This is a genomic window from Bacillus sp. AFS073361, assembly GCF_002567005.1.
GTDB lineage: Bacteria > Bacillota > Bacilli > Bacillales > Cytobacillaceae > Neobacillus.
In genome coordinates, this window is sequence record NZ_NUZU01000020.1 from 13,805 (window position 1) to 35,822 (window position 22,018).

The following is a 22,018-nucleotide window of genomic DNA, read 5'->3' on the forward strand; positions in this document are numbered from 1 at the left end:
CGGAAATCAACAGACTAGTTCAATACAGCCTTCTTAATAAACAGAGTATTCATTAAAAGGTCATAAAAAATCAACCAATATAGGGGGAGTTTATTCATGAGAAACACTTTATTCAAACCGAAAAGACATTGGAAAGAAATCGAGCTTTGGAAAGATGTAACCGATGAGCAATGGAACGATTGGGTTTGGCAGCTGACAAATACTATCAAAAATTTAGAAGACTTAAAGAAAGTAGTGAACTTAACACCAGAAGAAGAAGAAGGGGTATTAATCTCAACCAAAACAATCCCATTAAACATCACGCCATATTATGCATCGCTTATGGATCCTGATGATCCAAGATGTCCGGTTCGTATGCAGTCCGTTCCGATTTCTGCGGAAATGCATAAGACAAGATATGACTTAGAAGATCCCCTTCACGAAGATGAAGATTCACCGGTTCCTGGGTTAACACATCGTTATCCGGATCGTGTCTTGTTCTTAGTAACAAACCAGTGCTCCATGTACTGCCGTTACTGTACAAGAAGACGCTTCTCCGGACAAATCGGAATGGGCGTACCAAAGAAACAATTAGACACAGCGATTAATTATATTGCATCGAATCCACAAATTCGAGATGTGCTTATTTCCGGAGGTGACGGGCTCCTAATTAATGACAACATTTTAGAATATATTCTTAAAAATTTACGTGAGATTCCGCATGTCGAAATTATTCGGATCGGTACAAGAGCACCTGTCGTATTCCCGCAGCGTATTACCGAAAATCTTTGTAATATCTTGAAAAAGTATCATCCAGTTTGGTTGAATACACATTTCAATACATCAATTGAAATTACGGAAGAATCGAAGCGTGCATGTGAAATGCTTGCAAATGTGGGTGTCCCTGTTGGTAACCAGGCGGTTATTCTTGCCGGCATTAACGACAGTGTACCGATCATGAAACAGCTGATGCATGACCTTGTTAAAATTCGCGTTCGTCCATATTACATTTACCAATGTGATTTATCAGAAGGGATTGGCCACTTCCGTGCACCAATCAGCAAAGGATTGGAAATTATGGAAGGACTTCGCGGCCATACATCGGGTTATGCCGTTCCGACATTTATTGTTGATGCTCCGGGTGGTGGTGGTAAAATTCCATTGCAGCCGAACTATATCATTTCTCAAAGTGCTAATAAAGTCGTTTTACGTAACTTCGAAGGTGTCATTACCTCTTATCCAGAACCAACAAATTATCAGTCGGGCAGTGCAGAGGATTATTACAAAAAGGTATATCCTGAAGTGTTCGAAAAGTTTGAAAGTAATGGAGTCTTATCGATTATTGATGATACGAAATTTAACCTTACACCTGAAGGGTTAAAACGGTTAGATCGCCGTAAAACGTATAACGAAAACAATGAGCATAGTTCATTAAAAGATAAACGTGAAAAACGTGACGAGTTAAAAGAGAAAAAATTCCAATCACAAATGAAGAAATATGAAACAGTGGGAGCAAAGGAGGAATAATTTTGATTTGTCAATGGTGCGAATCTGACACAGCACGTGAAACAAGCAACACCGTGTATTGGGAACTTCCAGATGGAACAAATGCAATCGAAATTCAGGACACACCATCCATTCATTGCTTGGAATGCGGTATGACCTATCAAACCGATCAGACGGTGAAAGAAATTGAAGATCATCTATTTTTAATTGATTGCTCAAAGCTTGCAAAAAGTATGACGTATGAAACACTTATGGCCGCTCCGCGCTTATTGAAGCGAAACTACTTTGATTTTTCGAAATAATTAGCAAATCGTCTCCCGTTTAACAATCGTAAGCGGGAGATGAATTTTATCAGATGCTTATAAGTTCAAAAATGAAGGAGGACAAGAATGGGAGCAATCAAAAGCTATACTAATGACCGAAATAATCAGAAATATCAGAATAACGAAGAGGGTAAAGGGCATATTCAACGCAAACTAAAGGCACGTCACATGACGATGATTGCTATTGGGGGGTCCATCGGGACTGGGTTATTTTTAGCGACTGGGGCGTCCATTCAAACAGCTGGACCTGGTGGAGCGCTAATCGCATATGGAGCGATTGGCATTATGGTCTACTTTTTGATGACAAGTCTCGGAGAAATGGCTACTTTAATGCCGATTTCAGGATCGTTTTCAACCTATGGCAGCCGTTTTGTCGATCCAGCCTTTGGTTTTGCACTTGGTTGGAATTATTGGTTTAACTGGGCGGTTACACTCGCAGTTGAAATTGCTGCCTCAGCTATTATTATGAAGTTCTGGTTGCCGGATGTACCGAGCATCGTGTGGAGTGCATTGTTTTTAGGACTGATTTTTTTATTGAATGCCTTGTCGGTTAAAAGTTACGGAGAATCCGAGTATTGGTTCTCCTTAATAAAAGTAGTGACCGTCATTGTTTTCATTGGAGTCGGTTTGCTCACTATTTTCGGGATACTAGGTGGACAGTTTATCGGGTTTAAAAACTTTACTCTAGGAGATGCTCCGGTTCATGGCGGCCTTATGTCCGTTTTAAGTATTTTTTTCATTGCAGGTTTTTCCTTTCAAGGAACGGAACTCGTGGGGATCGCTGCAGGAGAAAGTGAAGAACCCGAGAAAAACGTACCAAAGGCGATTCGACAAGTATTTTGGCGGATTCTCCTATTCTATGTTGTTGCCATTGCTGTCATTGGCCTTATCATTCCTTATACTAGTCCAAATCTGTTAGGCAGGGATGTCGACAGCATCGCTGTCAGCCCTTTTACCCTTGTATTTAACAAAGTGGGCATTGCATTTGCGGCATCTGTGATGAATGCGGTTATTCTGACATCGGTCTTATCGGCCGGAAGTTCCGGATTATATGCATCGACACGGATGCTATGGTCGATGGCAAAGGACGGACAGGCACCTAAGTTCTTACAAAATATAAATAATCGCGGGATTCCGATGAATGCCCTTGTCATGACGACTATTATTGGTGGTTTGGCCTTTTTAACATCCATATTTGGAGATCAAGTGTATACATGGTTATTAAATGCATCAGGCTTAACTGGATTTATTGCCTGGCTTGGAATTGCTGTCAGCCACTATCGTTTTAGAAAAGCTTATACGGCCCAAGGCAGGGACTTGAACGATTTGAAATTTAAAGCGAAATGGTTCCCGTTCGGTCCAATTCTCGCTTTTGCGATGTGTGTCATTATCATTTTCGGCCAAAATTATCAAGCGTTTTTATCTAGTGAGATTGATTGGTATGGAATGGCCGTGTCTTATATTGGTTTACCGATTTTTTTGGCATTATGGGTCGGGTATAAACTCGTTCATAAAACGAAGGTCGTTCCACTAAAGGAATGTTCTTTTGAAGAGATGTCATCTAAATAGAGATACCGTGATCCATTTCAGATGGTATAAATTTTTCTAGGTAAAGCTAGATTTCAGAACCAAAAAAATCTTGCATGGACAATGTAAGGTTTTTTTGTGATTTACGGCTATATTCCGATTTTATCGGCCGCCTTCTTCATTCTGCCAACCCTATATTTTCCTCTCTTGCCAGTACGTTTTGTTTGACGAAAACATTTAATTTATATATTATCAATTCGAGATATAAATATTAAAGATATCACAAAAGGAGATTTAATAAATGAACATATTAGTCGTAAAAGCAAACAACCGTCCAGCTTCTGAAGCTGTTTCTAGTAAAATGTATGAAACTTTCATGGAAAACTTAGAAGGCGTGAATGTAACAACATACGATGTATTTGCCGAGGATATGCCTTACTTTGGTCAAGAGTTATTCAATGCGTTCGGTAAATTACAATCTGGTGAAGAGTTAACGGACCTTGAGCAACGTATTGTAACTGCGAAACAAAAAGCAATGGATGCTCTATCTGCAGCAGATGTTGTTGTATTTGCATTCCCGCTATGGAACTTAACCATCCCAGCAAAATTGCATACATTTATCGATTATGTAGCTGGAGCAGGTTTCACTTTCAAATACACTGAAGCTGGTGTAGTCGGCTTGATGTCTGATAAAAAGGCTGTTATCCTAACTGCACGCGGTGGTATTTACTCAACACCAGAAGCAGCTCCAATGGAAATGGCAGCGACGTATATTAAAAATATGGTTGGCGGCCTATTCGGAATGGAAATCATTGACGAAGTTATCATTGAAGGACATAATGCAGCCCCAGATCAAGCGGAGACAATTATTGCAGAAGGTCTAGCAAAAGTAGCTGAGGTAGCGAAGAACTTATCAGCGGTAAAAGCGTAAGTCGAATTTAAAGATTATGATTGGTGTTAAGAATATCTCATTTCGCTTAAGATAATGGAATAACATTAACTCTACTAACAAAAAGGCTCACAACTCGTGAAGCCTTTTTGTTATGCCTAAAGTTTATTTTATGATTACTTAAGATGAATATGGGATAAGGTTTACTGTAACGGTTTGTAACATTTTTATTTGTCATGTAAGAATCTTAATATAATTAGCAAGAATGTTACCCATTCTTTAAATGTAATCCCAAACCTCTATGTTAAGATGATGCAAAGCACTTTTTCAGAAAAGTATTTTTTGGGATATTAAATATAAGTGGCAAAACATTACCCATTCTTATATGGAATGGTTGAATGTATAAAAGGAGGTTTTTTTTTGAAACGAAAATTTCAAGCCATGTTACTTGTCATAACGATTCTTTTCTCTGTTCCATCTGTCAGCTTTGCAGACACAGCAGAAGGAGATGTGATTGTTACATTAGGAGAAGACCTAACCAAACAGCAAAAAAATGAAATGTTAGCAGAGTTAGCGGCACCGGAAAACGCACAAATTATTACTGTATCCAATAAAGAAGAGCATGATTATTTAGGGGAGTCTATCCCTAAGGCACAAATTGGTTCCATTGCTATTTCATCAGCGAGCATCACAACTGGTGCCAAAGATTCGGGGTTAGAGGTTCAATCGAATAATATTACATGGGTGACGGATGAAATGTATAGAAATGCCCTGACTACTGCGGGTGTAAAGGATGCCGCCATTCAGATTGCCGCTCCATTTTCTGTTACGGGTACAGCTGCTTTAACGGGAATTATGAAAGCATATGAAACGACAACTAATGAAGAAATTCCTGAAGAAATCAAAAAAGTGGCGAATGAAGAAATGGTGAAAACCGCACAGCTCGGGGACTCGATTGGAGCGGACAATGCTGCTGCCCTCATGGGAAAAGTTAAGGATGAAATCGCCAAGAATGAACCGAAAACAGAAGCTGACTTGCGTACATTAATTGAACAAGTTGCCACGGAGCGTGGGATTACTTTAACAGATGCAGAGTTAGATATGTTAGTAGACTTCTTCAACAAACTAAAGGCTATGGATATTGACTGGAACCAAGTAAAAGAACAAATAAGTGCTACGACAGAAAAAATGTCGGCATTTTTGCAATCTGAAGAGAGTCAGTCATTTTTACAAAAGCTGCAAGATTTCTTAAATCGCTTACTGGATGAGATGGACGTCCTTTTTGCCTAATAAATAAAGGTTAATATTGTAATCTTTCAAAACGGGAACATTTGTTTGTGAAAATCCAACTAAAGTAACTGTTTTAATAGATTCTGAATTGTTAAACTATTAGTAACCCCCAAGAATATACAGAAAATAATTCTGTCAGGAGGGATACGAATGGAGAGAGAATTACAATTAATTCCGTATCAAGTGAATGAAGAGGTCGAAGTGGTGTCTGAGGTGCCAAAAGGGATTGAACTGATTGCGGCTCCAAAAATCTGGGAGAAATCGAAAGGTAAGGGAATCACGGTTGCGATCTTGGACACAGGCTGCGATGTCACTCATCCCGATTTAAGGGAGCAAATTATCGGTGGACGGAATTTCACGGAAGATGATCATGGAAATCCTGATGTATACACTGACTATAATGGCCATGGAACCCATGTGGCTGGCACCATTGCTGCCGTCCAAAACGGTACAGGAGTCATTGGTGTTGCACCTGAAGCCAGTTTACTGATTATAAAGGTGCTTGATAAAAATGGGTCGGGGCAATATGACTGGATCATCAATGGAATTAACTATGCTGTTGAGCAAAAGGCGGATATCATTTCGATGAGCCTCGGCGGTTCTGTGGATGTACCTGAGTTGCATCAAGCGATTCAAAACGCGGTGGCTAAGCAAATTCTAGTCGTGTGTGCGGCTGGAAATGAGGGAGATGGACAAGAATCTTCTGATGAATTCGCCTATCCTGGCAGCTACAATGAAGTCATCAGCGTCGGAGCCATTAATCTGCAACGCCGTTCTTCTGAATTTTCAAATTCAAATAATGAAGTCGACTTAGTAGGTCCCGGTGAAGAAATCCTATCTACGTATTTAAACGGAACTTATGCAATCTTGAGCGGAACTTCGATGGCCACACCGCATATATCCGGTGCACTTGCCCTAATAAAAGATTTGGTCAACAAAAAATTTGAGCGAAATCTAACCGAGTCTGAGCTGTATGCCCAATTAATCAAAAGGACGGTTCCTCTAGGAAACTCTCCAAAACTCGAAGGCAACGGATTGCTATATTTAACAGCGGAGGACTACCTGTCGGATGTGTTCACCCAAAAGTTATCTGCTCAAGCGTTGAAAATATAATGGAAAAGCTAGATTTGCTTTACAGTGAGTGGGAAACAGCCAAGTTAGACTTTTTAAATTATAAAGAAAGACCCTATTATGATGAAAATAAAGATAATGTAGTTAGGAATCAATACTATCAGAGCATTTCATTCACGGATGCTAATCTGTCAGACAGCCTTCATGCATTGCTTGAAAAAACACATACAAATCGGGTAAACTACAGCCCGCACCGTTATGTGTACCCTTGGGTTGATTTGCAGGAAAACGGTTCATTAAAAAGCATATATTCTGGAAAAGGGATGAATCCACTTTCTGTCATAGAGGAGGACGTTCGGCTCCTTGAAATGCAAGCAAAAGGGTTAATTGGTCTCTTTTCGGAAAATCTATTAAACTGTGAACATGTAGTTCCTCAATCATGGTTCGATAAAAAAGAACCGATGAGAGGAGACTTGCATCATCTATTTGCCTGCGAACCCACCTGCAATAGCAGTCGCAGTAACTATCCTTACTGTGATTTCCTCGATTATGTCCCTGAAGGATGGCTTCTAGGAATCAAAGATGGCTGTGGCAAGGCGGAAGAAAGTAAATTCGAACCTGAATACGGCAAAGGAATCGTTGCCAGAGCAACACTCTATTTCCTAACTCGCTATCCAAACACAATAAAAAAAGAACTAGAGAATGTCTCTTTATTGCTAAAATGGCATCAATCCTTTCCGGTCTCCATCTATGAAAAGCATCGCAACCTAGCGATCCATGAACTTCAAGGCAATCGGAACCCATTTATTGATTTTCCAGAGATGGCAGAGAGTTTTGTAATAAAAAAATGAAGTGATTGATTGGAAACCATTCATCAAGATAATGGATTAACATGAAGGCTGCTAACAAAAAGGCTTTGCTCCCTGCGAAGCCTTTTTGTGTTGCTTAGAGTGTGATTTATTATCCTTATTGTGTGATTTTTTATAGGTCCATTGTAAATAAACTAAAGGAGTGCGTTTAAAAAGTTAAATCAAAGAAGTGGTTCTCAAAGGAAGTAAATTGATGTATATAACTTTTTCAATAAAAAAAAGGATATAGACATAAAAGCAAAGAAAAATAGTGTAAAAAAATCTTGCGTTTTTGGTTTGTTTTTTTTACATTCGGTCTCCTTAATTACATATATCCCTTGCTGTGTCACCGATTATAAGATTTGGCATGAAAATTGCTAACTACTCTTATAACAGTAAATTTATTTAGGGAGTGACTAAAATGACTCAAGAATTTCATCCATTGCTTAAAGGGGCCATTGAATTGCATGTTCATAGTTCACCTAGTTTGTTTCCACGGAAGCAAACAGATTGGGAACTTATCGAGGATGTAAAAAAGGCAGAAATGGCGGGTGTTGTCTTAAAAGCCCATGAAGCGCAAACGGTCGATCGGGCAAGTCTTATTCGTGAGAAGGAACAAGGATTACATGTGTACGGAGGACTAGTTTGTAATTACTTTACCGGTGGTCTTTCCGCCACTGCGGTTGATGCAGCGATCCGGTTAGGGGCAAAAGTCATTTGGATGCCAACCTTTTCTGCTGAGGAGCACCAGCGATATTTTGGTAAGAAAAAAACGAAATTCTTCAATAGTAAACGTGCCATGAGCCATCCATCTGCTGGAATTGAAATTTGGGATAAGGACAAGAAACTCCTCACAGAGGTATATGAAATTTTAGAGTTAATTGCTGAGTCGAACATTGTTTTGGCCACAGGGCACCTGGCGCCTGAAGAAGTCCTTGTGTTAGTAGAAGCTGCGAAAGAAAGAAAAGTAGAGAAAATATTAATCCAACATACCGATTTAGGCATTGCACGGGTAGCCTTTGAATTAGAAAAACAATTAGTGAAGAAAGGCTGCATTCTGGAAAAATGTTATTTAGCATGTAGTGAAGATTTTAATGATATTACCGTTCAGCAAATGGCGGAAAGTATTAAGCTACTGGGTGCCGAGTCCTGTGTTATGGTCACTGATTATGGACAACGTCATAATTTGCCACCTATTAAAGCGTTAAGTAATTTTATTGAGGAGATGCTGGTTAACGGCATTTCAGAAGATGAAATCACCATGATGGTCAATGCCAATCCTAAAAAGCTGTTAGGGATTTAGAAAGGAAGTAAAGAAATGGAAGCTGCAATAGTAAAAGAAATCGAGCAAATTGTCTCTGCCAATCGGATTATGACTGGGCTGGAAGATCTTTATTCTTATAGCTATGATGCTTCTTTTGGTGAATATTTACCTGAATTAGCCGTTCAGCCTGAAAACGCTTACGAAATTAGTCAAGTCATGAAGTTAGCAAACAAGTATAAAATTCCTGTCTATCCAAGGGGTTCAGCTACCTCATTAAGTGGAGGTCCACTGCCTGTTGAGGGCGGAATTGTCTTAGATATGACACGGATGAATAATAAACTCATTATTGACCGTGAAAACTTGTTGGCCATTGTCTCTCCAGGGATTACGACCGGTGAAATTCACCGAAAAGCAGAAGAGGTGGGGCTGTTTTATCCTCCTGACCCAAGCAGTTCAAAAATATCTACCATTGGCGGGAATTTATTAGAGAATTCAAGCGGACCAAAAGGGCTCAAGTATGGGACGACGAAAGAGTATGTCATTGGCTTAGAAGTCGTCACGCCAGAAGGAGAAATTGTTAGAACAGGCGGGAAAACAGTTAAAAATGTGACCGGGTATGATTTAACTAGATTAATTGTTGGCTCGGAAGGCACGCTAGCGATTGTAACCGAAGCGACATTGAGGTTGATCCCAAAACCAAAAGCACAGAAAACCCTATTAGCCACTTTTAGTAGATTAGTTGATTCCGGATATGCGATCACGAAAATTTTATCTTCCGGTATTTTACCTGCTGCAATGGAATTGATGGATAATCCTTGTATTCGGGCAGTAGAGAACTTTAGTCCATGCGGTCTCCCCATTGATGCGGAAGCACTCATCATCATTGAAGTAGACGGACATCCTTTGGCAATCCAGGAAGAAATTGAAAAATGTGAGGAGCTCTGCTGGCAAGTGGGGGCAACCAGTGTTCGAACCGCCAAAACAGACCAAGAGCGGGATGACATTTGGAAAGCACGCCGCATGGTGTCTCCCGCCATCACACAAATGGGTCCGACGAAAATCTCAGAGGATGCGACCGTGCCCCGCAGCCAAATTCCGGCGATGATGGAGAAATTGAACCATATCCGTAAAAAATATGATCTTAATTTAGTTGTTTTTGGCCATGCGGGTGATGGAAATTTGCACCCTAATATTATTACGGATAAACGAAATATTGAGGAAATGAAACGAGTAGAGAATGCAGTCAGTGAGATTTTTGAAGCAGCTATATCTCTCGGGGGAACTCTTTCGGGTGAGCACGGAATTGGAACGCTAAAAGCGCCTTACATGGAAATGGAATTAGGGGAGGCGGGCCTTGATTTAATGAAGAAGGTGAAAGAGGCATGGGATCCTCATCATATTTTAAATCCGGGGAAAGTTTTTCCTAAGGCAGGCCAAACAAAGGTGGTGCTCGTATAGTATGAATGCTCCATTGAAGAAGACCGAGGCTTGTCCCACTCCACAGCCGCTTTCTCTCGTCCCCAAAAAGGGCAGTCGATTATATGAATTAGCCTATGAAGCTACCAATCAGTGTATCCAATGCGGGTATTGTTTGCCAGCCTGTCCAACCTATGAATCAATGGGAAAGGAATCGGCATCACCAAGAGGGAGAATTAATCTAGTAAAAATGGCTGCGGAAGGTAAGATCGATATTTCCAAGCACCTAGCTGAACCGATTGACCTTTGCTTAGGATGCCGCGCGTGTGAAACAGCTTGTCCTGTCAGTGTTCCTTATGGGCATATTTTAGAATCGGCAAAAGAGGTCATTGCCGATGAGCAAACGAACCAGAATGATAAGTTGAAAAAATTAATATTAAAACAGGTTTTTCCTTATCCAAAGCGGATGAGGATGCTTGGGAATTTAACATGGGTTTATCAAAAATCCGGTCTCAGGACCATTGTGAAAAAAACAAAGCTTCTGCATAAAATTTCCGAACCGATGGGGCAATTTGAATCGGTGCTACCAGAAATCGAGTCTCCGGTAAAACGCGCAAAACTAGGTACGATTATTCCTGCTAAGGGTGTAACAAAAGCAAGAGTTGCTTTTTTTACAGGCTGTATATCGGATGCCTTACTGAACAGAACCAATCGATTAACGATTGAGCTGTTAACATTGGTTGGCTGTGAAGTGATCATTCCGAAATCGCAGAATTGTTGTGGTGCCCTCCATGCCCACCAAGGAATGACAGAAAATGCCAGGGAGCTTGCGAAACAAAATATTGCGGCCTTTGAGGAAACTAAAGCCGACTATTATATTAACAATGCCGGCGGGTGCGGGGCTCTTCTGAAAGAATATGACCACCTTCTCGAAAAAGAGGAAGAATGGGCGGAACGGGCTAAGAACTTTAGCCATGCCTCGAAAGACATTAGTGAAGTCCTCGTTGAATTCGGCCCGCTCCCTTTTCAGAAAGAGTGGGATGGTGTGATTACGTACCAGGATTCCTGTCATTTACGAAATGTGCAAGGGGTACATCGGGAGCCAAGGAAATTACTCCAATCGATACCAGGTGCTCGTTTTGTTGAACTTCCTGGAAGTGACAGCTGCTGTGCTTCGGGAGGAATCTATAATCTGCTCCATTTTGAGGAATCTATGAAAATCCTGGATCGAAAAATGGAACACGTCGAAAAGACGAATGCCACGACGGTTGTGACGACGAATCCAGGGTGTTTGCTGCAAATGCGGGTTGGAATTGAAAGACAGGGGTGCAGCAATCAGGTACAAGGGGTCCATTTAGTGGATGTCCTAGCTGATGCATGTGGGATCTCGTAGGGGAAGGGCATCCCCCTGAATTAATACCGAAATGGGGACTTTATATGAAACTAGGAATTGCCCAGGTTGCTCCTGTTTTTGGAAACGTAGAAGCGAACATATCAGAAATGATTCACCTCATGCACATGAATAAAGGGAAAGCGGATTTACTTGTTTTTCCGGAGTTATCTTTAACGGGTTACAATCTGAAGGATGGGCTGTATGATGTAGCGTTAACCACGGATTCCAAAGAAATAAGGCGCGTTTGCGAGGCATCAAAAGAGATTGGGATGAATGTCGTTTTCGGTTTCGTTGAACAGGGGAAGGGTGACCAAATTTATAATTCAGCGATGATGATCAAAGAAGGTAAGGTTTGTTCTGTCCAGAGGAAGATTTATCCTACGAATTATGGGATCTTTGAAGAGGGGAAATATTTCTCCAGAGGAAAAAAAGTACAGGTTGAACCGATTGGCTCGTTTACTTCCAGCATGCTGATTTGTAATGATTTATGGCATCCGTCGCTGCCACATATTGCAGCACATCACCACACTTCCCTCCTAATTGGTTTGATTAATAGCCCAGAAGGTGGGCTTGGCAGTCAGTATTCCAGTTCGGAGGGATGGGAAACAGTAGGAAAGTTCTATGCAGGAATGTATGGATGCTATGTAGCATTAGTCAATCGTGTAGGGATTGAGAACGAAATCACGTTTTATGGAAATTCAAAGGTAATCGATCCCTATGGCCGAATTATTGCACAGTGTCCATATGGAGAGACGTCCGTGCAATTATGTGAAATAGATACTAGCTTAGTGAAAGAAATACGAACGCTTCTCCCTGTAATAAGAGATGAGGATGTCCATGTAACGATGAGGCATTATCAAGAGATTGCAGAACAGGAATTTGTATAACCCCGATTTCAAACGGCCTTGCCTTAACGTATGGTTCCAATGACCTATACTTTAATGTAAGGCTATTTTTGTTTCTTTTATTCTACTATAATATCAGATATACAAAAATTTTCTAAAAATTACGTATAGGAGACACGAACTTGAAACAATTATTGCAATCTAGAATAACAAAAAGATATGTACTGCTTACGTTTATGGTTGTGTTTGGTTCTTTAGCCTCCATTTATTATGTTACGACGAATGTCTTATATGATTCAGTCCACTCAGAAATTAAAGCTCGAAATCAATTAATGGGAAAAACAATTAGTACGAAAACGAGCTTTATGCTGGAGAAAATGATCAATGATATCCGCATCATATCTGAGTTTGTTTTAAGTGATTCCAAAGAAAACACAGTTTTTTATCAATCCGAGATGGACCGTGTCGTTTCGAAAAATCCTCTTTATTTATTTCTAGACCTAATTGATGAATCTGGAAATTCTATTGCAACCATCCCAAATGTGAATTTTTCAAGTTCTGATGAAGTCCATGATATTTTAGAACGGCTTGAATGGAGCAAGACGTTCTATATTACGAATCTTTTAACTCTCGAGGATGGACGGAAAACAATCGGAATTGCCTATCCTGTTCTTGATGAAAAAGAGAATTATCGTGGTGCCGTATTAGCTTATGTGAATTTAAATGTCCTTTCAGACTATCTCTCACAGGGGAAAATTGGAACAGAAGGGCTTAATGTATTAGTGGATCGCAATGGAACAATCATCGCCCATACGCAGGAAAAATACATTGGTGAATCGCTTAAAAACCACCCTTTAGGTCAAGGGTTAAGTAGATATCGAAGTGGGATTTGGGAAGGGGAATTGTTTCATGAATCCCTGCTGACTTCGTACAGGCCGATCACCTTAGGGGGAATGGGTCTGATTATTGGTGAATCCACCAATCAAGCAATGGCACCTGCCAAACAGGTTCAGGTCCTCCTATTGAAAGGTTTTTTACTGGTGCTGTTTCTTACATACTTATTAACCTTGTTTGGAGCCTTTAAAATCATTAATCCTGTTACCAAATTAACGAGACAGGCGAAGGAGTATTCAGCAGGGAAAAGGGATGACTTCGAAAAGCTTCAAACAGGGGACGAGCTTGAGAATCTTGCAAACACAATGGCAAACATGGCGAAAGAATTAAAAAATAAAGAAAGGCATTTGTACTATATTTTAGAATCCATTCCATACGGAATCATCACGATCGATAAAGATGGAAGGATTGTGACATTTAATCGGGGAGCAGAGGATTTATCCGGATATGCTCGTGATGAGGTAATGGGCAAATTTATAATCGAGGTTCCTTTTAAAAGGTCGGAAGAAGAATTTCTCTCATGGAAAACGATTAAAGAAGGAAAGGAAATTAACGAACAAGAAAGCTATATTTATGATAAAAATGGAAACAAACGTGATGTCCGTATTTATTCCTCGTTATTTAGTGATGAAAATGAAACGATTATTGGTTCGATTCTTATTATTAGAGACGTAAGTGATATGAAGAAAATGGAGGAGTATCTTAAGCAAAGTGAAAAATTGGCGTCATTAGGACAGTTAACGGCAGGAATCGCCCATGAAATTAAAAACCCGCTAAGTATCATTCAAGCCGCAGCGGAAGCAATTCTGCTCGATGTAAAGGATCCTGCCTATATTCAAGAAATGAGTGACGATATTTTAGAAACGACGGATCGATTAAATCAATTATTAACTGACTTTTTGAGTTTATCAAAAGAGGGCTTTGATGATGAATGGGAACCAGTTGATGTAGCTGCTGTGTTAGACGAACTTCTCAATCTATTGAAAAATAAATTTTCTGAGCTTAATATTTCCGTGACAAAAATATTAGCTGTTGATGAAGCGTTTGTTTTAGCAAAACAAGGAAAATTAAGTCAAGTATTCTTAAACATAATTATTAATAGTCTTCATGCAATGGAAGAGGGCGGATCGTTGTCTGTTCGTTTACTAGAGGTAGAATCAAATTGGGTGGTAGAGATAAAAGATACGGGGAGTGGGATTCCCGAATCCGAAATCAAGTGGATTTTTAATCCTTTCTATACAACTAAAAAAGAAGGAACGGGGTTAGGGTTGTCGATTGCCTATGAGATCACCACCCAGTTTGGCGGGGATATTCAAGCGGAATCAGATATAAGTGGTACAAAATTATCCATTCAACTGCCTAAACTCAACCAGAAGAGGAGAGGATTTGTGTCATGAAGAACATCTTACTTGTGGACGATGAGTCCAAAATTTTAAAAATCTTTAAATCTTCGCTTACGAAACAAGGTTATACCGTCTATACCGCTGCAAACGGTCAGGAGGCAAGGAAAAAAATAGCCGATCTTCCTGCAAACCTAGTATTTTTAGATATGAAGCTCCCTGATGCTTGTGGTTTAGAGCTTTTACAAGAATTTATCGGTCTTTATCCTAACAAGATTTTTATTATGATGACGGCTTTTGGAAATATAGACAACGCCGTAGCGGCAATGAAGGCAGGAGCTTTTGATTATATGGTCAAGCCGGTTCGGTTAAATGAAATGGTTGTTACCATTGATAAAGCATTTGAGTGGCTTGGGATAAAAGAGGAAAATAAGCAATTAAAAGAAAAGCTTCAGCAATCAGAGGTGAATGGGGAATTAGTGGCTAACAGCAGTGCAATGAAAGGTATCCTTAGGCTTGTAGAACGGGTGTCATCGACTGAAGCCAATATTCTGATTCATGGGGAAAGCGGAACGGGAAAAACAAAAATTGCGCACATGATCCATATGCTTAGCGAGCGGAAGCAGTCCCCTTTTATTCCCGTCAACTGTGCAGCGATTCCTGAGCAATTGCTGGAGAGTGAGCTGTTTGGTCATGAAAAGGGGTCATTTACTGGCGCTGTATCCTCTAGGAAGGGGAAATTTGAAGCCGCGAATGAAGGAACGATTTTTTTAGATGAAATTGGTGAGATTTCACCTGCTTTCCAGGCGAAGCTTCTTCAAGTCACCCAGGACAAGACGTTTATGAGGGTTGGCGGTGATGTGCTAAAAAAAGTCAATGTCCGGATTATTTGTGCAACCAATCGGGACTTAAAGAAGCTTGTAGAAGAAGGGAAATTTAGAGAAGATTTATATTATCGGTTAAACATTGTAGATATTTATATCCCTTCTTTAAGAGAACGTCAGAAGGATATTCCCCTATTAGTTGAGAAATTCTTGGACAAGTATCGAAGCAAGCATCAAAAAAATTATCAAACAAACAGAGAATTATTGAATCATTTAATGAATTATCAATGGCCAGGAAACGTTCGTGAGCTTGAAAATGCAATTGAGAGAGCCGTCGTTTTATGCCATGGGGATTCTATTACGATTGAGGATTTTCCAAGGGAGATCCGCGATAGTAAAAATCAAAGTTTTACAGACCTTTTAGATGGTGGCGACAATATTCCATTACCCGATCTCTTGGATGAGATGGAAAAGAAATATATTTTAAAGGCTCTCGATGACTCGCTCGGTCAACCTTCCAAAGCAGCTAGAAAACTAGGAATCTCTAGACAAAGCCTTTTATATAAAATGAACAAGTATTTTACAGAGGATCTATAAATAAGAGGCGGATTCAAAAGGTATCTATTTTTTGAATCCGTTATTTTTTTAAACGCTTTCATTTTGTAAATATTTTTTTACACAACTGGCGGGTATTTTTACAAAATTTTTAGAAAATTGGATGAAAACCTTCGATTCTATGTTGGCACGTTACTTGCAAGATATATAAATAAATAGTTTGCAAGGGGGTGCAGATGTTGGAGATTATAGATTTCGTCTCAAACAATTGGTCAGAAATGCTTGGGATGACGTTAGAACATATTCAATTAGTTGGTTTAGCAGTAGGGATTGCCATTTTTACTGGTGTACCATTTGGAATTTATATTTCACAGCGGGAATCCTTGGCTGAATTGGTTCTGGCTGTAGCAGGTATCATCATGACGATACCGAGTATTGCATTATTTGGGATCATGATTCCTATTTTCTCACTTATTAATCAAGGAATTGGATTTTTACCAGCGATTGTGGCGTTAATTTTGTATTCCCAATTACCGATTATTCGAAACACCTATATTGCGATTAAAAATGTGGATCCGAATGTAAGAGATGCAGCAATTGGAATGGGAATGACCACCTTCCAGCGTTTGGTAAAAGTAGAGCTTCCACTGGCCGCTCCGGTCATAATGGCAGGTGTACGAATGGCGATTGTTTTAACCATAGGGATTGGCGCTATTGCGGCTTACATTGGAGCAGGAGGGTTAGGCGGTTACATCGCCCGCGGTATTTCAACCAGCTATGCAGTCATGATTCAAACAGGAGCAATAGCCGTCTCCATTTTAGCCATTTCCGTGGATTTGTTGTTAGGAAGACTGCAGAAGAAACTATCAAGGAAAAGTGCTAGAGCTTAAAGCGTAACTAAATGTGGAGGAAGGTGAAGTCGAATGATTGAATTTAAAAATGTCACAAAGGTTTATGAAAGCGGTAACAAGAAGGTGACTGCGGTTAACGATATTAATTTCCAAGTTGAACAAGGTGAAATATGTGTTTTCCTTGGACCATCTGGCTGTGGAAAAACGACTTTACTACGTATGGTCAACCGCTTAATTCCTATTACCAGCGGGGGAATTGAAGTAGAAGGTAAAGATATTCATTCCATGGATATGATTAAGCTTCGCCGGTCGATTGGATATGTGATTCAACATAATGGTTTATTTCCTAATATGACCATTGAAGAAAATATTAATGTTGTTCCGAAAATGCTGGGCTGGGACCAGAGTAAGATGAAAAAACGCTTTGTTGACCTTATGGACATGATGGGATTGGATTCAGGTCAGTTTCAAAAACGTTATCCCTATGAATTATCAGGGGGGCAGCAGCAACGGATTGGTATTGCCCGTGCCTTAGCTGCAGATCCACCCGTGATGCTAATGGATGAACCCTTTGGAGCACTGGATCCAGTCATTCGCGATCACTTACAAAATGAATTTTTGAAGATACAAAGAGAAATGAAAAAAACAATTCTTTTTGTCAGTCATGATATCGATGAAGCCATTAAATTAGGAGATAAAATCGCAATTTTTGATACGGGGAAGTTGATGCAAATCGGAACACCTGATGAAATCCTGTCTACACCGAAAAATGATTTTGTCCGTGATTTCGTTGGAGACGACCGCACCTTAAAGCGATTAACACTATTAAACGTTCGAGATTTGATGGTATTAATTGATGGTTTTAAAAAGAATCGTTTAAATCATGATTGGCATGGGCCGGTCATTTCGATTAATGAAAATCTGAAGTCAGCCTTAGCTGTATTGTTAACAGCTCCTAATGGAGAGGCATGTGTAGTTGATGATCATCACCGAAAAATAGGCGTGCTGCATGTCTCTGATTTTAGTTTATTAACGGAAGTCCATCCGAAAGATATTTCGATTGTAAGATAAGGAGGGAGGCATTTTGACAGGGAAAAAAACAGAACAAATCGTTAAGATCAGTTTGTATCTCATTGTGTTGGCAATCTTAAGCTGGGCATACTTTACCGGAGCATTTCAGTTCATTATCGATAATCCTGGTGATTTACTTTATTTAACTGGCCAGCATTTAAAGCTGGTAGGAATTTCGGCCGCGCTTGCGATTGTCACAGCTGTGCCTCTAGGTATACTGATCACACGCCCAAAATTTAAAAAGTATGATTGGATCGTGATGAACTTTGCGAACATCGGTCAAACGGTTCCAAGTTTAGCGATTCTTGCCCTTGTGATGAGCTACTTTGGATTAGGATGGCAAACAGCGATTTTTGCCCTTTGGTTTAATAGCTTACTTCCGATCCTTCGAAATACTGTCGCAGGGATTGAAAATGTCAATCCACTCATTATCGATGCCGGAAAAGGAATGGGAATGACGTCTAAGCAAATCTTTTTTAAACTGGAGGTTCCCAATGCGATGTATGCCATCATGGCGGGGATTCGAACCTCAGTGGTCATAAATGTTGGAACGGCTGCTTTAGCCTTTCTCATTGGCGGCGGGGGTTTAGGAGATTTAATCTTTACCGGAATCTCCCTTTATGATACGGGGATTATGCTTTCTGGAGCTGTTCCGGTCATTATGCTTGCTATCCTGCTTGATTTTTTATTGGGAAGATTCGAAAAGGTGATCATTCCACGGGGACTTCAAAGAACACTCGAAGCGGCTTAATTTTTACAAAAAGGGGAGGAATACCGATGAAAAAATTTGTTTATCTATTATTTGCTGTCATGCTGCTCATCTCTTTAGCCGCATGCAACAGTTCAAGTGCAAGTAATAATGGAGGTGGTGCTGGTAAAAGCAAGGGGAAAGTGACGGTAGGAGGAAAGGATTTCACGGAGCAGCAGATTCTATCTAAAATTACGTCTATTTATTTAAAAGATAAGGGGTTTGATATTGAGGAAGCGAGCAATATGGGAAGTGCTGTCGTCCGCTCCGCCCTAGAAAATGGGCAAATTGATGTCTATTGGGAATATACAGGTACTGGCTTAGTCGTTTATCAAAAACAAGCGGTGGAAACAGATTCCGATAAAGCCTATGAAAAAGTGAAGGAAAACGATAAGAAAAATGGAATTGCTTGGTTAAATAAAGCCAATTTTAACAACACTTATGCCATTTTAATGAAGAAGGATACAGCGGAGAAAATGGGCGTTACATCCATTTCCGACTTAGCTAAGCTTGTAAATAATGATCCAAAGAAGTTAAAGTTTGCTTCGAATGCTGAATTCTATGCCCGTCAAGATGGAGTGAAGGGGTTACAAGAGAAATACGGTTTTAAATTCCCTTCAAAGAATGTCGTGAAAATGGATTCAGGACTGCTTTACAATGCCTTAAAGGATGGACAGGTTGATGTTTCCGTTGGTTTCGCAACGGATGGCCGAATTAAAGGCTTTGATCTCGTCGCTCTTGAAGATGATCAACAATTTTTCCCAGCCTATAACGGGGTGCCTGTTGTCAGACAGGAAGTAGCTGATAAAAATCCTAAAATCGCAGAGTTGCTTAATAAATTGGCGGATTCTCTCGATAATGAAACGATGATGACCCTCAATTATTCGGTAGATGTAGATCATAAAGATGTGACAGAAGTTGGCCGTCAATGGTTAGAAGAGAAAGGGTTAATTAAGAAATAACGTTCTCTATTAGGGAAGTGAACCGAAATGCCGATGGTTTCTGGAAAATTAGTGAAGTATATGATGGAAGAATCTTATTCCTCTGTTCCTAGCCATGTTAAGAAGGCTTTAAAAGATGCCCTTTCGGATATTATTGCTTGTACCATTGCAGGTACGAAAACAAATGTATTTGAAATCGTAAGTAAATTTACCCTCCGTCAGTGGGGAACGGGAGCCAGCTCTATTTTCATGACATTTAATAAACTCAGTGCTGCAGGAGCTGCCTTTGTCAATGCAACAGCAGCCAATGCGCTTGATATGGATGATGGTCATCGCCTTGTAAAAGGACATCCAGGTGCCATTGTTTTTCCCGCCGTATTGGCTACATCCGAAGAGTACAATATCTCAGGTGAAGAATTTCTGACCTCCTTGCTGATTGCTTATGAAGTGGGGATTAGAGCCGGGATTCTTGTCCATCATCTCCGACCTGAATACCATTGTACTGGTTCTTGGGGAGCTATTGGGGCAGCCGCTGGGGTAGGCAGGGTCATCGGTTTATCTGAAGCGGAAATGAATCATGCTCTTGGCATCGCCGAGTACCAATCAACCTACTCACCTATGATGCGCTGTATTGAAAAGCCATCCATGCTGAAGGACGGGATCGGCTGGGGAAGTATGACTGGCATCAGTGCTTCCTACTTAGCAAAAGAGGGTTTTACGGGGATTCCATCTCTTTTTGAAATGGATGAAGCCCGTGCTTATTCACAAGAATTTGGGCAGGTTTATAGAATAGAAGAACTCTATTATAAGCCTTACGCCTGCTGCCGGTGGGCCCAGCCGGGGATCGAAGCTTTGAGAGAATTGATAGAAAAGTATCATTTGTCAAAAGCTAATGTTGCAAAAATAGCCATTTATACTTTTACCGAATCAGCAAGTTTGAGTAGAAGCTATCCAAAAAATACAGAAGAAGCACAATATAATTTAACCTTTCCAGTTGCTGCTTATCTGTTTGCGGATGAAGTCGGCCCCAATCAAGTTTTAAATGAATTAGAAAATCCAGAGATTCTAAAAATCATGGATAAAATAGAAGTCTATGAGAGTGAAGAATATAATCAAGAATTTCCTAAAAGAGCTCTAAGCAGATTGGAAATTGAAGATTATGAGGGGAACTTATATGCTTCCCGTATCCATCAAGCAAAGGGTGATTTTGATTACCCGCTAACATCCACGGAAAAGAAGCAAAAGTTTACCAGTTTAGTAGCTCCGATATTAGGAGCAGAGCGCTGTAATGATGTATTTGAATGTATTCAAGATGTAGAAAATCTAAAAACCATTCGCGATTTAAGCGAATTAATAAAACTTGGAGGGATGTAACCATGAAAGAACGCCAAATTAGTTTTTATAGTGAAGGATTACAATTAGACGGGACGATCTATTTGCCAGATGATTATCAGCCGGGTGAAAAAAGACCAGCTATCATCCCTAACTCTGGATACCAGGGCTTTAATGAATTCTATCCACGTTTGTTTGCACGTAATTTAACAGAAGCAGGCTATGTTTGTCTTGGATTTGATTACCGTGGATTTGCGCAAAGTGAGGGGCAGCAAGGTAGAGTTATTTTAGATGAACAAGTACAAGATATCAAAAATGCGATTACGTTCTTGCAGGTTCAAGAGGAAGTAGATCCAGAAAATATTAGCTTAATCGGCTGGGGAATGGGTGCATCGAACGTTGTACGTGTAGCAGCATCTGATGACCGAGTAAAGGCAGTTGCAGCACTAAACGGTTTCTTTAATGGTGAAAGATGGTTGAAATCCATCCATTCTTATGTTGAGTGGGTAGAGATTAAAAAGATGATCGAGGAAGACCGTATTCTTCGTGTCACAACTGGAAATTCAAAATACGAGGATCCATTTATTCATTATCCATTAGACCCAGCCACCAATGATTATGTTCAAAAGGAACTAGCACCTTTATCACCATTTGGCAAGCTAACACAATTACAATTTACTGATTCTATTATTGAGTTGAATGCTGATAAAGTTGCGAAAGACATTAAATGTCCCTTATTTGTAGCACATGGAAAGGATAATCAACTTCATCCATTAGATGAATCCCTTCATTTTTACGGTGCAGCAGCAGAGCCTAAAAAGTTGTATATCATCGATGGGAAACATAACGACTTTATGTACCATGAACATCCAGTATTCCAGGATTTAATTACTCAACTTAACAATTTTTTTGGAGCTTGTCACTCTCCGAATTTAATCGAAGTTTGATAGCTTGATAAGTAACGTTTCCTGTCATTCCCTGTTAGTAAAAAAGTAATTGGCACATGCAATGGAGATTCTAAGTTGAATTTCAAAGTATAGATCAAATCTCAAAAGAATAAAACAGTTTTAAGTGTGACGGCGACATATAAGGAGAAGAATATAAGTAAGAC

Annotated in this window: 19 protein-coding genes; all 19 read left to right on the top strand. The window is 40.0% G+C overall.

Annotation, left to right across the window (positions count from 1 at the left end; genetic code table 11):
• Positions 1-96 precede the first annotated feature (96 nt).
• The 19 genes from kamA (at position 97) to COJ96_RS11945 (ending at position 21,854) form a co-directional block, all read left to right on the top strand.
• Positions 97-1,506, top strand: coding sequence for a lysine 2,3-aminomutase (kamA, locus tag COJ96_RS11855; RefSeq protein ID WP_098573372.1), 1,410 nt, complete (start codon positions 97-99; stop codon positions 1,504-1,506).
• 2 nt (positions 1,507-1,508) lie between these two features.
• Positions 1,509-1,787, top strand: coding sequence for a YokU family protein (locus tag COJ96_RS11860; RefSeq protein WP_026564316.1), 279 nt, complete (start codon positions 1,509-1,511; stop codon positions 1,785-1,787).
• An 87-nt stretch (positions 1,788-1,874) separates the two neighbouring features.
• Positions 1,875-3,377 (top strand): amino acid permease, encoded by a 1,503-nt coding sequence (locus tag COJ96_RS11865; RefSeq protein ID WP_142332991.1) that lies wholly within the window; start codon positions 1,875-1,877, stop codon positions 3,375-3,377.
• Positions 3,378-3,636: 259 nt separating this feature from the next.
• On the top strand, positions 3,637-4,266 hold the full coding sequence (locus tag COJ96_RS11870; RefSeq protein ID WP_098573375.1) for an FMN-dependent NADH-azoreductase: 630 nt from the start codon (positions 3,637-3,639) through the stop codon (positions 4,264-4,266).
• Between the two features lie 378 nt (positions 4,267-4,644).
• Positions 4,645-5,514 (top strand): DUF1002 domain-containing protein, encoded by an 870-nt coding sequence (locus COJ96_RS11875; protein WP_180230085.1) that lies wholly within the window; start codon positions 4,645-4,647, stop codon positions 5,512-5,514.
• 150 nt (positions 5,515-5,664) lie between these two features.
• The gene (locus tag COJ96_RS11880; protein WP_098573378.1) at positions 5,665-6,627 is read left to right on the top strand and encodes a S8 family peptidase; all 963 of its coding nucleotides are present in this window, start codon (positions 5,665-5,667) and stop codon (positions 6,625-6,627) included.
• Positions 6,627-7,436 (top strand): endonuclease I family protein, encoded by an 810-nt coding sequence (locus COJ96_RS11885; RefSeq protein ID WP_098573381.1) that lies wholly within the window; start codon positions 6,627-6,629, stop codon positions 7,434-7,436. The genes COJ96_RS11880 and COJ96_RS11885 overlap by 1 nt, the downstream gene beginning before the upstream one ends.
• Positions 7,437-7,854: 418 nt before the next feature.
• Positions 7,855-8,736: a DUF6282 family protein gene (locus COJ96_RS11890; RefSeq protein ID WP_098573383.1), complete on the top strand. Its 882-nt coding sequence runs from the start codon at positions 7,855-7,857 to the stop codon at positions 8,734-8,736.
• A 15-nt stretch (positions 8,737-8,751) separates the two neighbouring features.
• Positions 8,752-10,155, top strand: coding sequence for an FAD-binding oxidoreductase (locus COJ96_RS11895; protein ID WP_098573388.1), 1,404 nt, complete (start codon positions 8,752-8,754; stop codon positions 10,153-10,155).
• A 1-nt stretch (position 10,156) separates the two neighbouring features.
• The gene (locus tag COJ96_RS11900; RefSeq protein ID WP_098573393.1) at positions 10,157-11,506 is read left to right on the top strand and encodes a (Fe-S)-binding protein; all 1,350 of its coding nucleotides are present in this window, start codon (positions 10,157-10,159) and stop codon (positions 11,504-11,506) included.
• A gap of 44 nt (positions 11,507-11,550) precedes the next feature.
• On the top strand, positions 11,551-12,393 hold the full coding sequence (locus COJ96_RS11905; protein WP_180230086.1) for a nitrilase-related carbon-nitrogen hydrolase: 843 nt from the start codon (positions 11,551-11,553) through the stop codon (positions 12,391-12,393).
• Between the two features lie 140 nt (positions 12,394-12,533).
• On the top strand, positions 12,534-14,642 hold the full coding sequence (locus tag COJ96_RS11910; protein WP_098573399.1) for an ATP-binding protein: 2,109 nt from the start codon (positions 12,534-12,536) through the stop codon (positions 14,640-14,642).
• A complete protein-coding gene (locus COJ96_RS11915) occupies positions 14,639-16,006 on the top strand; it encodes a sigma-54-dependent transcriptional regulator (RefSeq protein WP_098573402.1) in 1,368 nt (455 codons plus the stop codon). Before COJ96_RS11910 ends, COJ96_RS11915 begins: the two co-directional genes overlap by 4 nt.
• 194 nt (positions 16,007-16,200) lie before the next feature.
• Positions 16,201-16,854 (top strand): ABC transporter permease, encoded by a 654-nt coding sequence (locus tag COJ96_RS11920; protein ID WP_306460588.1) that lies wholly within the window; start codon positions 16,201-16,203, stop codon positions 16,852-16,854.
• Between the two features lie 33 nt (positions 16,855-16,887).
• Entirely contained in the window at positions 16,888-17,886 is a 999-nt protein-coding gene (locus tag COJ96_RS11925) for an ABC transporter ATP-binding protein (protein ID WP_098573405.1), read from the top strand.
• A 13-nt stretch (positions 17,887-17,899) separates the two neighbouring features.
• The gene (locus COJ96_RS11930) at positions 17,900-18,637 is read left to right on the top strand and encodes an ABC transporter permease (RefSeq protein WP_098573408.1); all 738 of its coding nucleotides are present in this window, start codon (positions 17,900-17,902) and stop codon (positions 18,635-18,637) included.
• A gap of 26 nt (positions 18,638-18,663) precedes the next feature.
• Complete coding sequence (locus COJ96_RS11935; RefSeq protein WP_098573411.1) at positions 18,664-19,596, top strand: glycine betaine ABC transporter substrate-binding protein; 933 nt, start codon at positions 18,664-18,666, stop codon at positions 19,594-19,596.
• A 27-nt stretch (positions 19,597-19,623) separates the two neighbouring features.
• Positions 19,624-20,949 (top strand): MmgE/PrpD family protein, encoded by a 1,326-nt coding sequence (locus tag COJ96_RS11940; protein WP_098573413.1) that lies wholly within the window; start codon positions 19,624-19,626, stop codon positions 20,947-20,949.
• A 2-nt stretch (positions 20,950-20,951) separates the two neighbouring features.
• Entirely contained in the window at positions 20,952-21,854 is a 903-nt protein-coding gene (locus tag COJ96_RS11945; protein WP_098573416.1) for an alpha/beta hydrolase, read from the top strand.
• Positions 21,855-22,018: the final 164 nt, after the last annotated feature.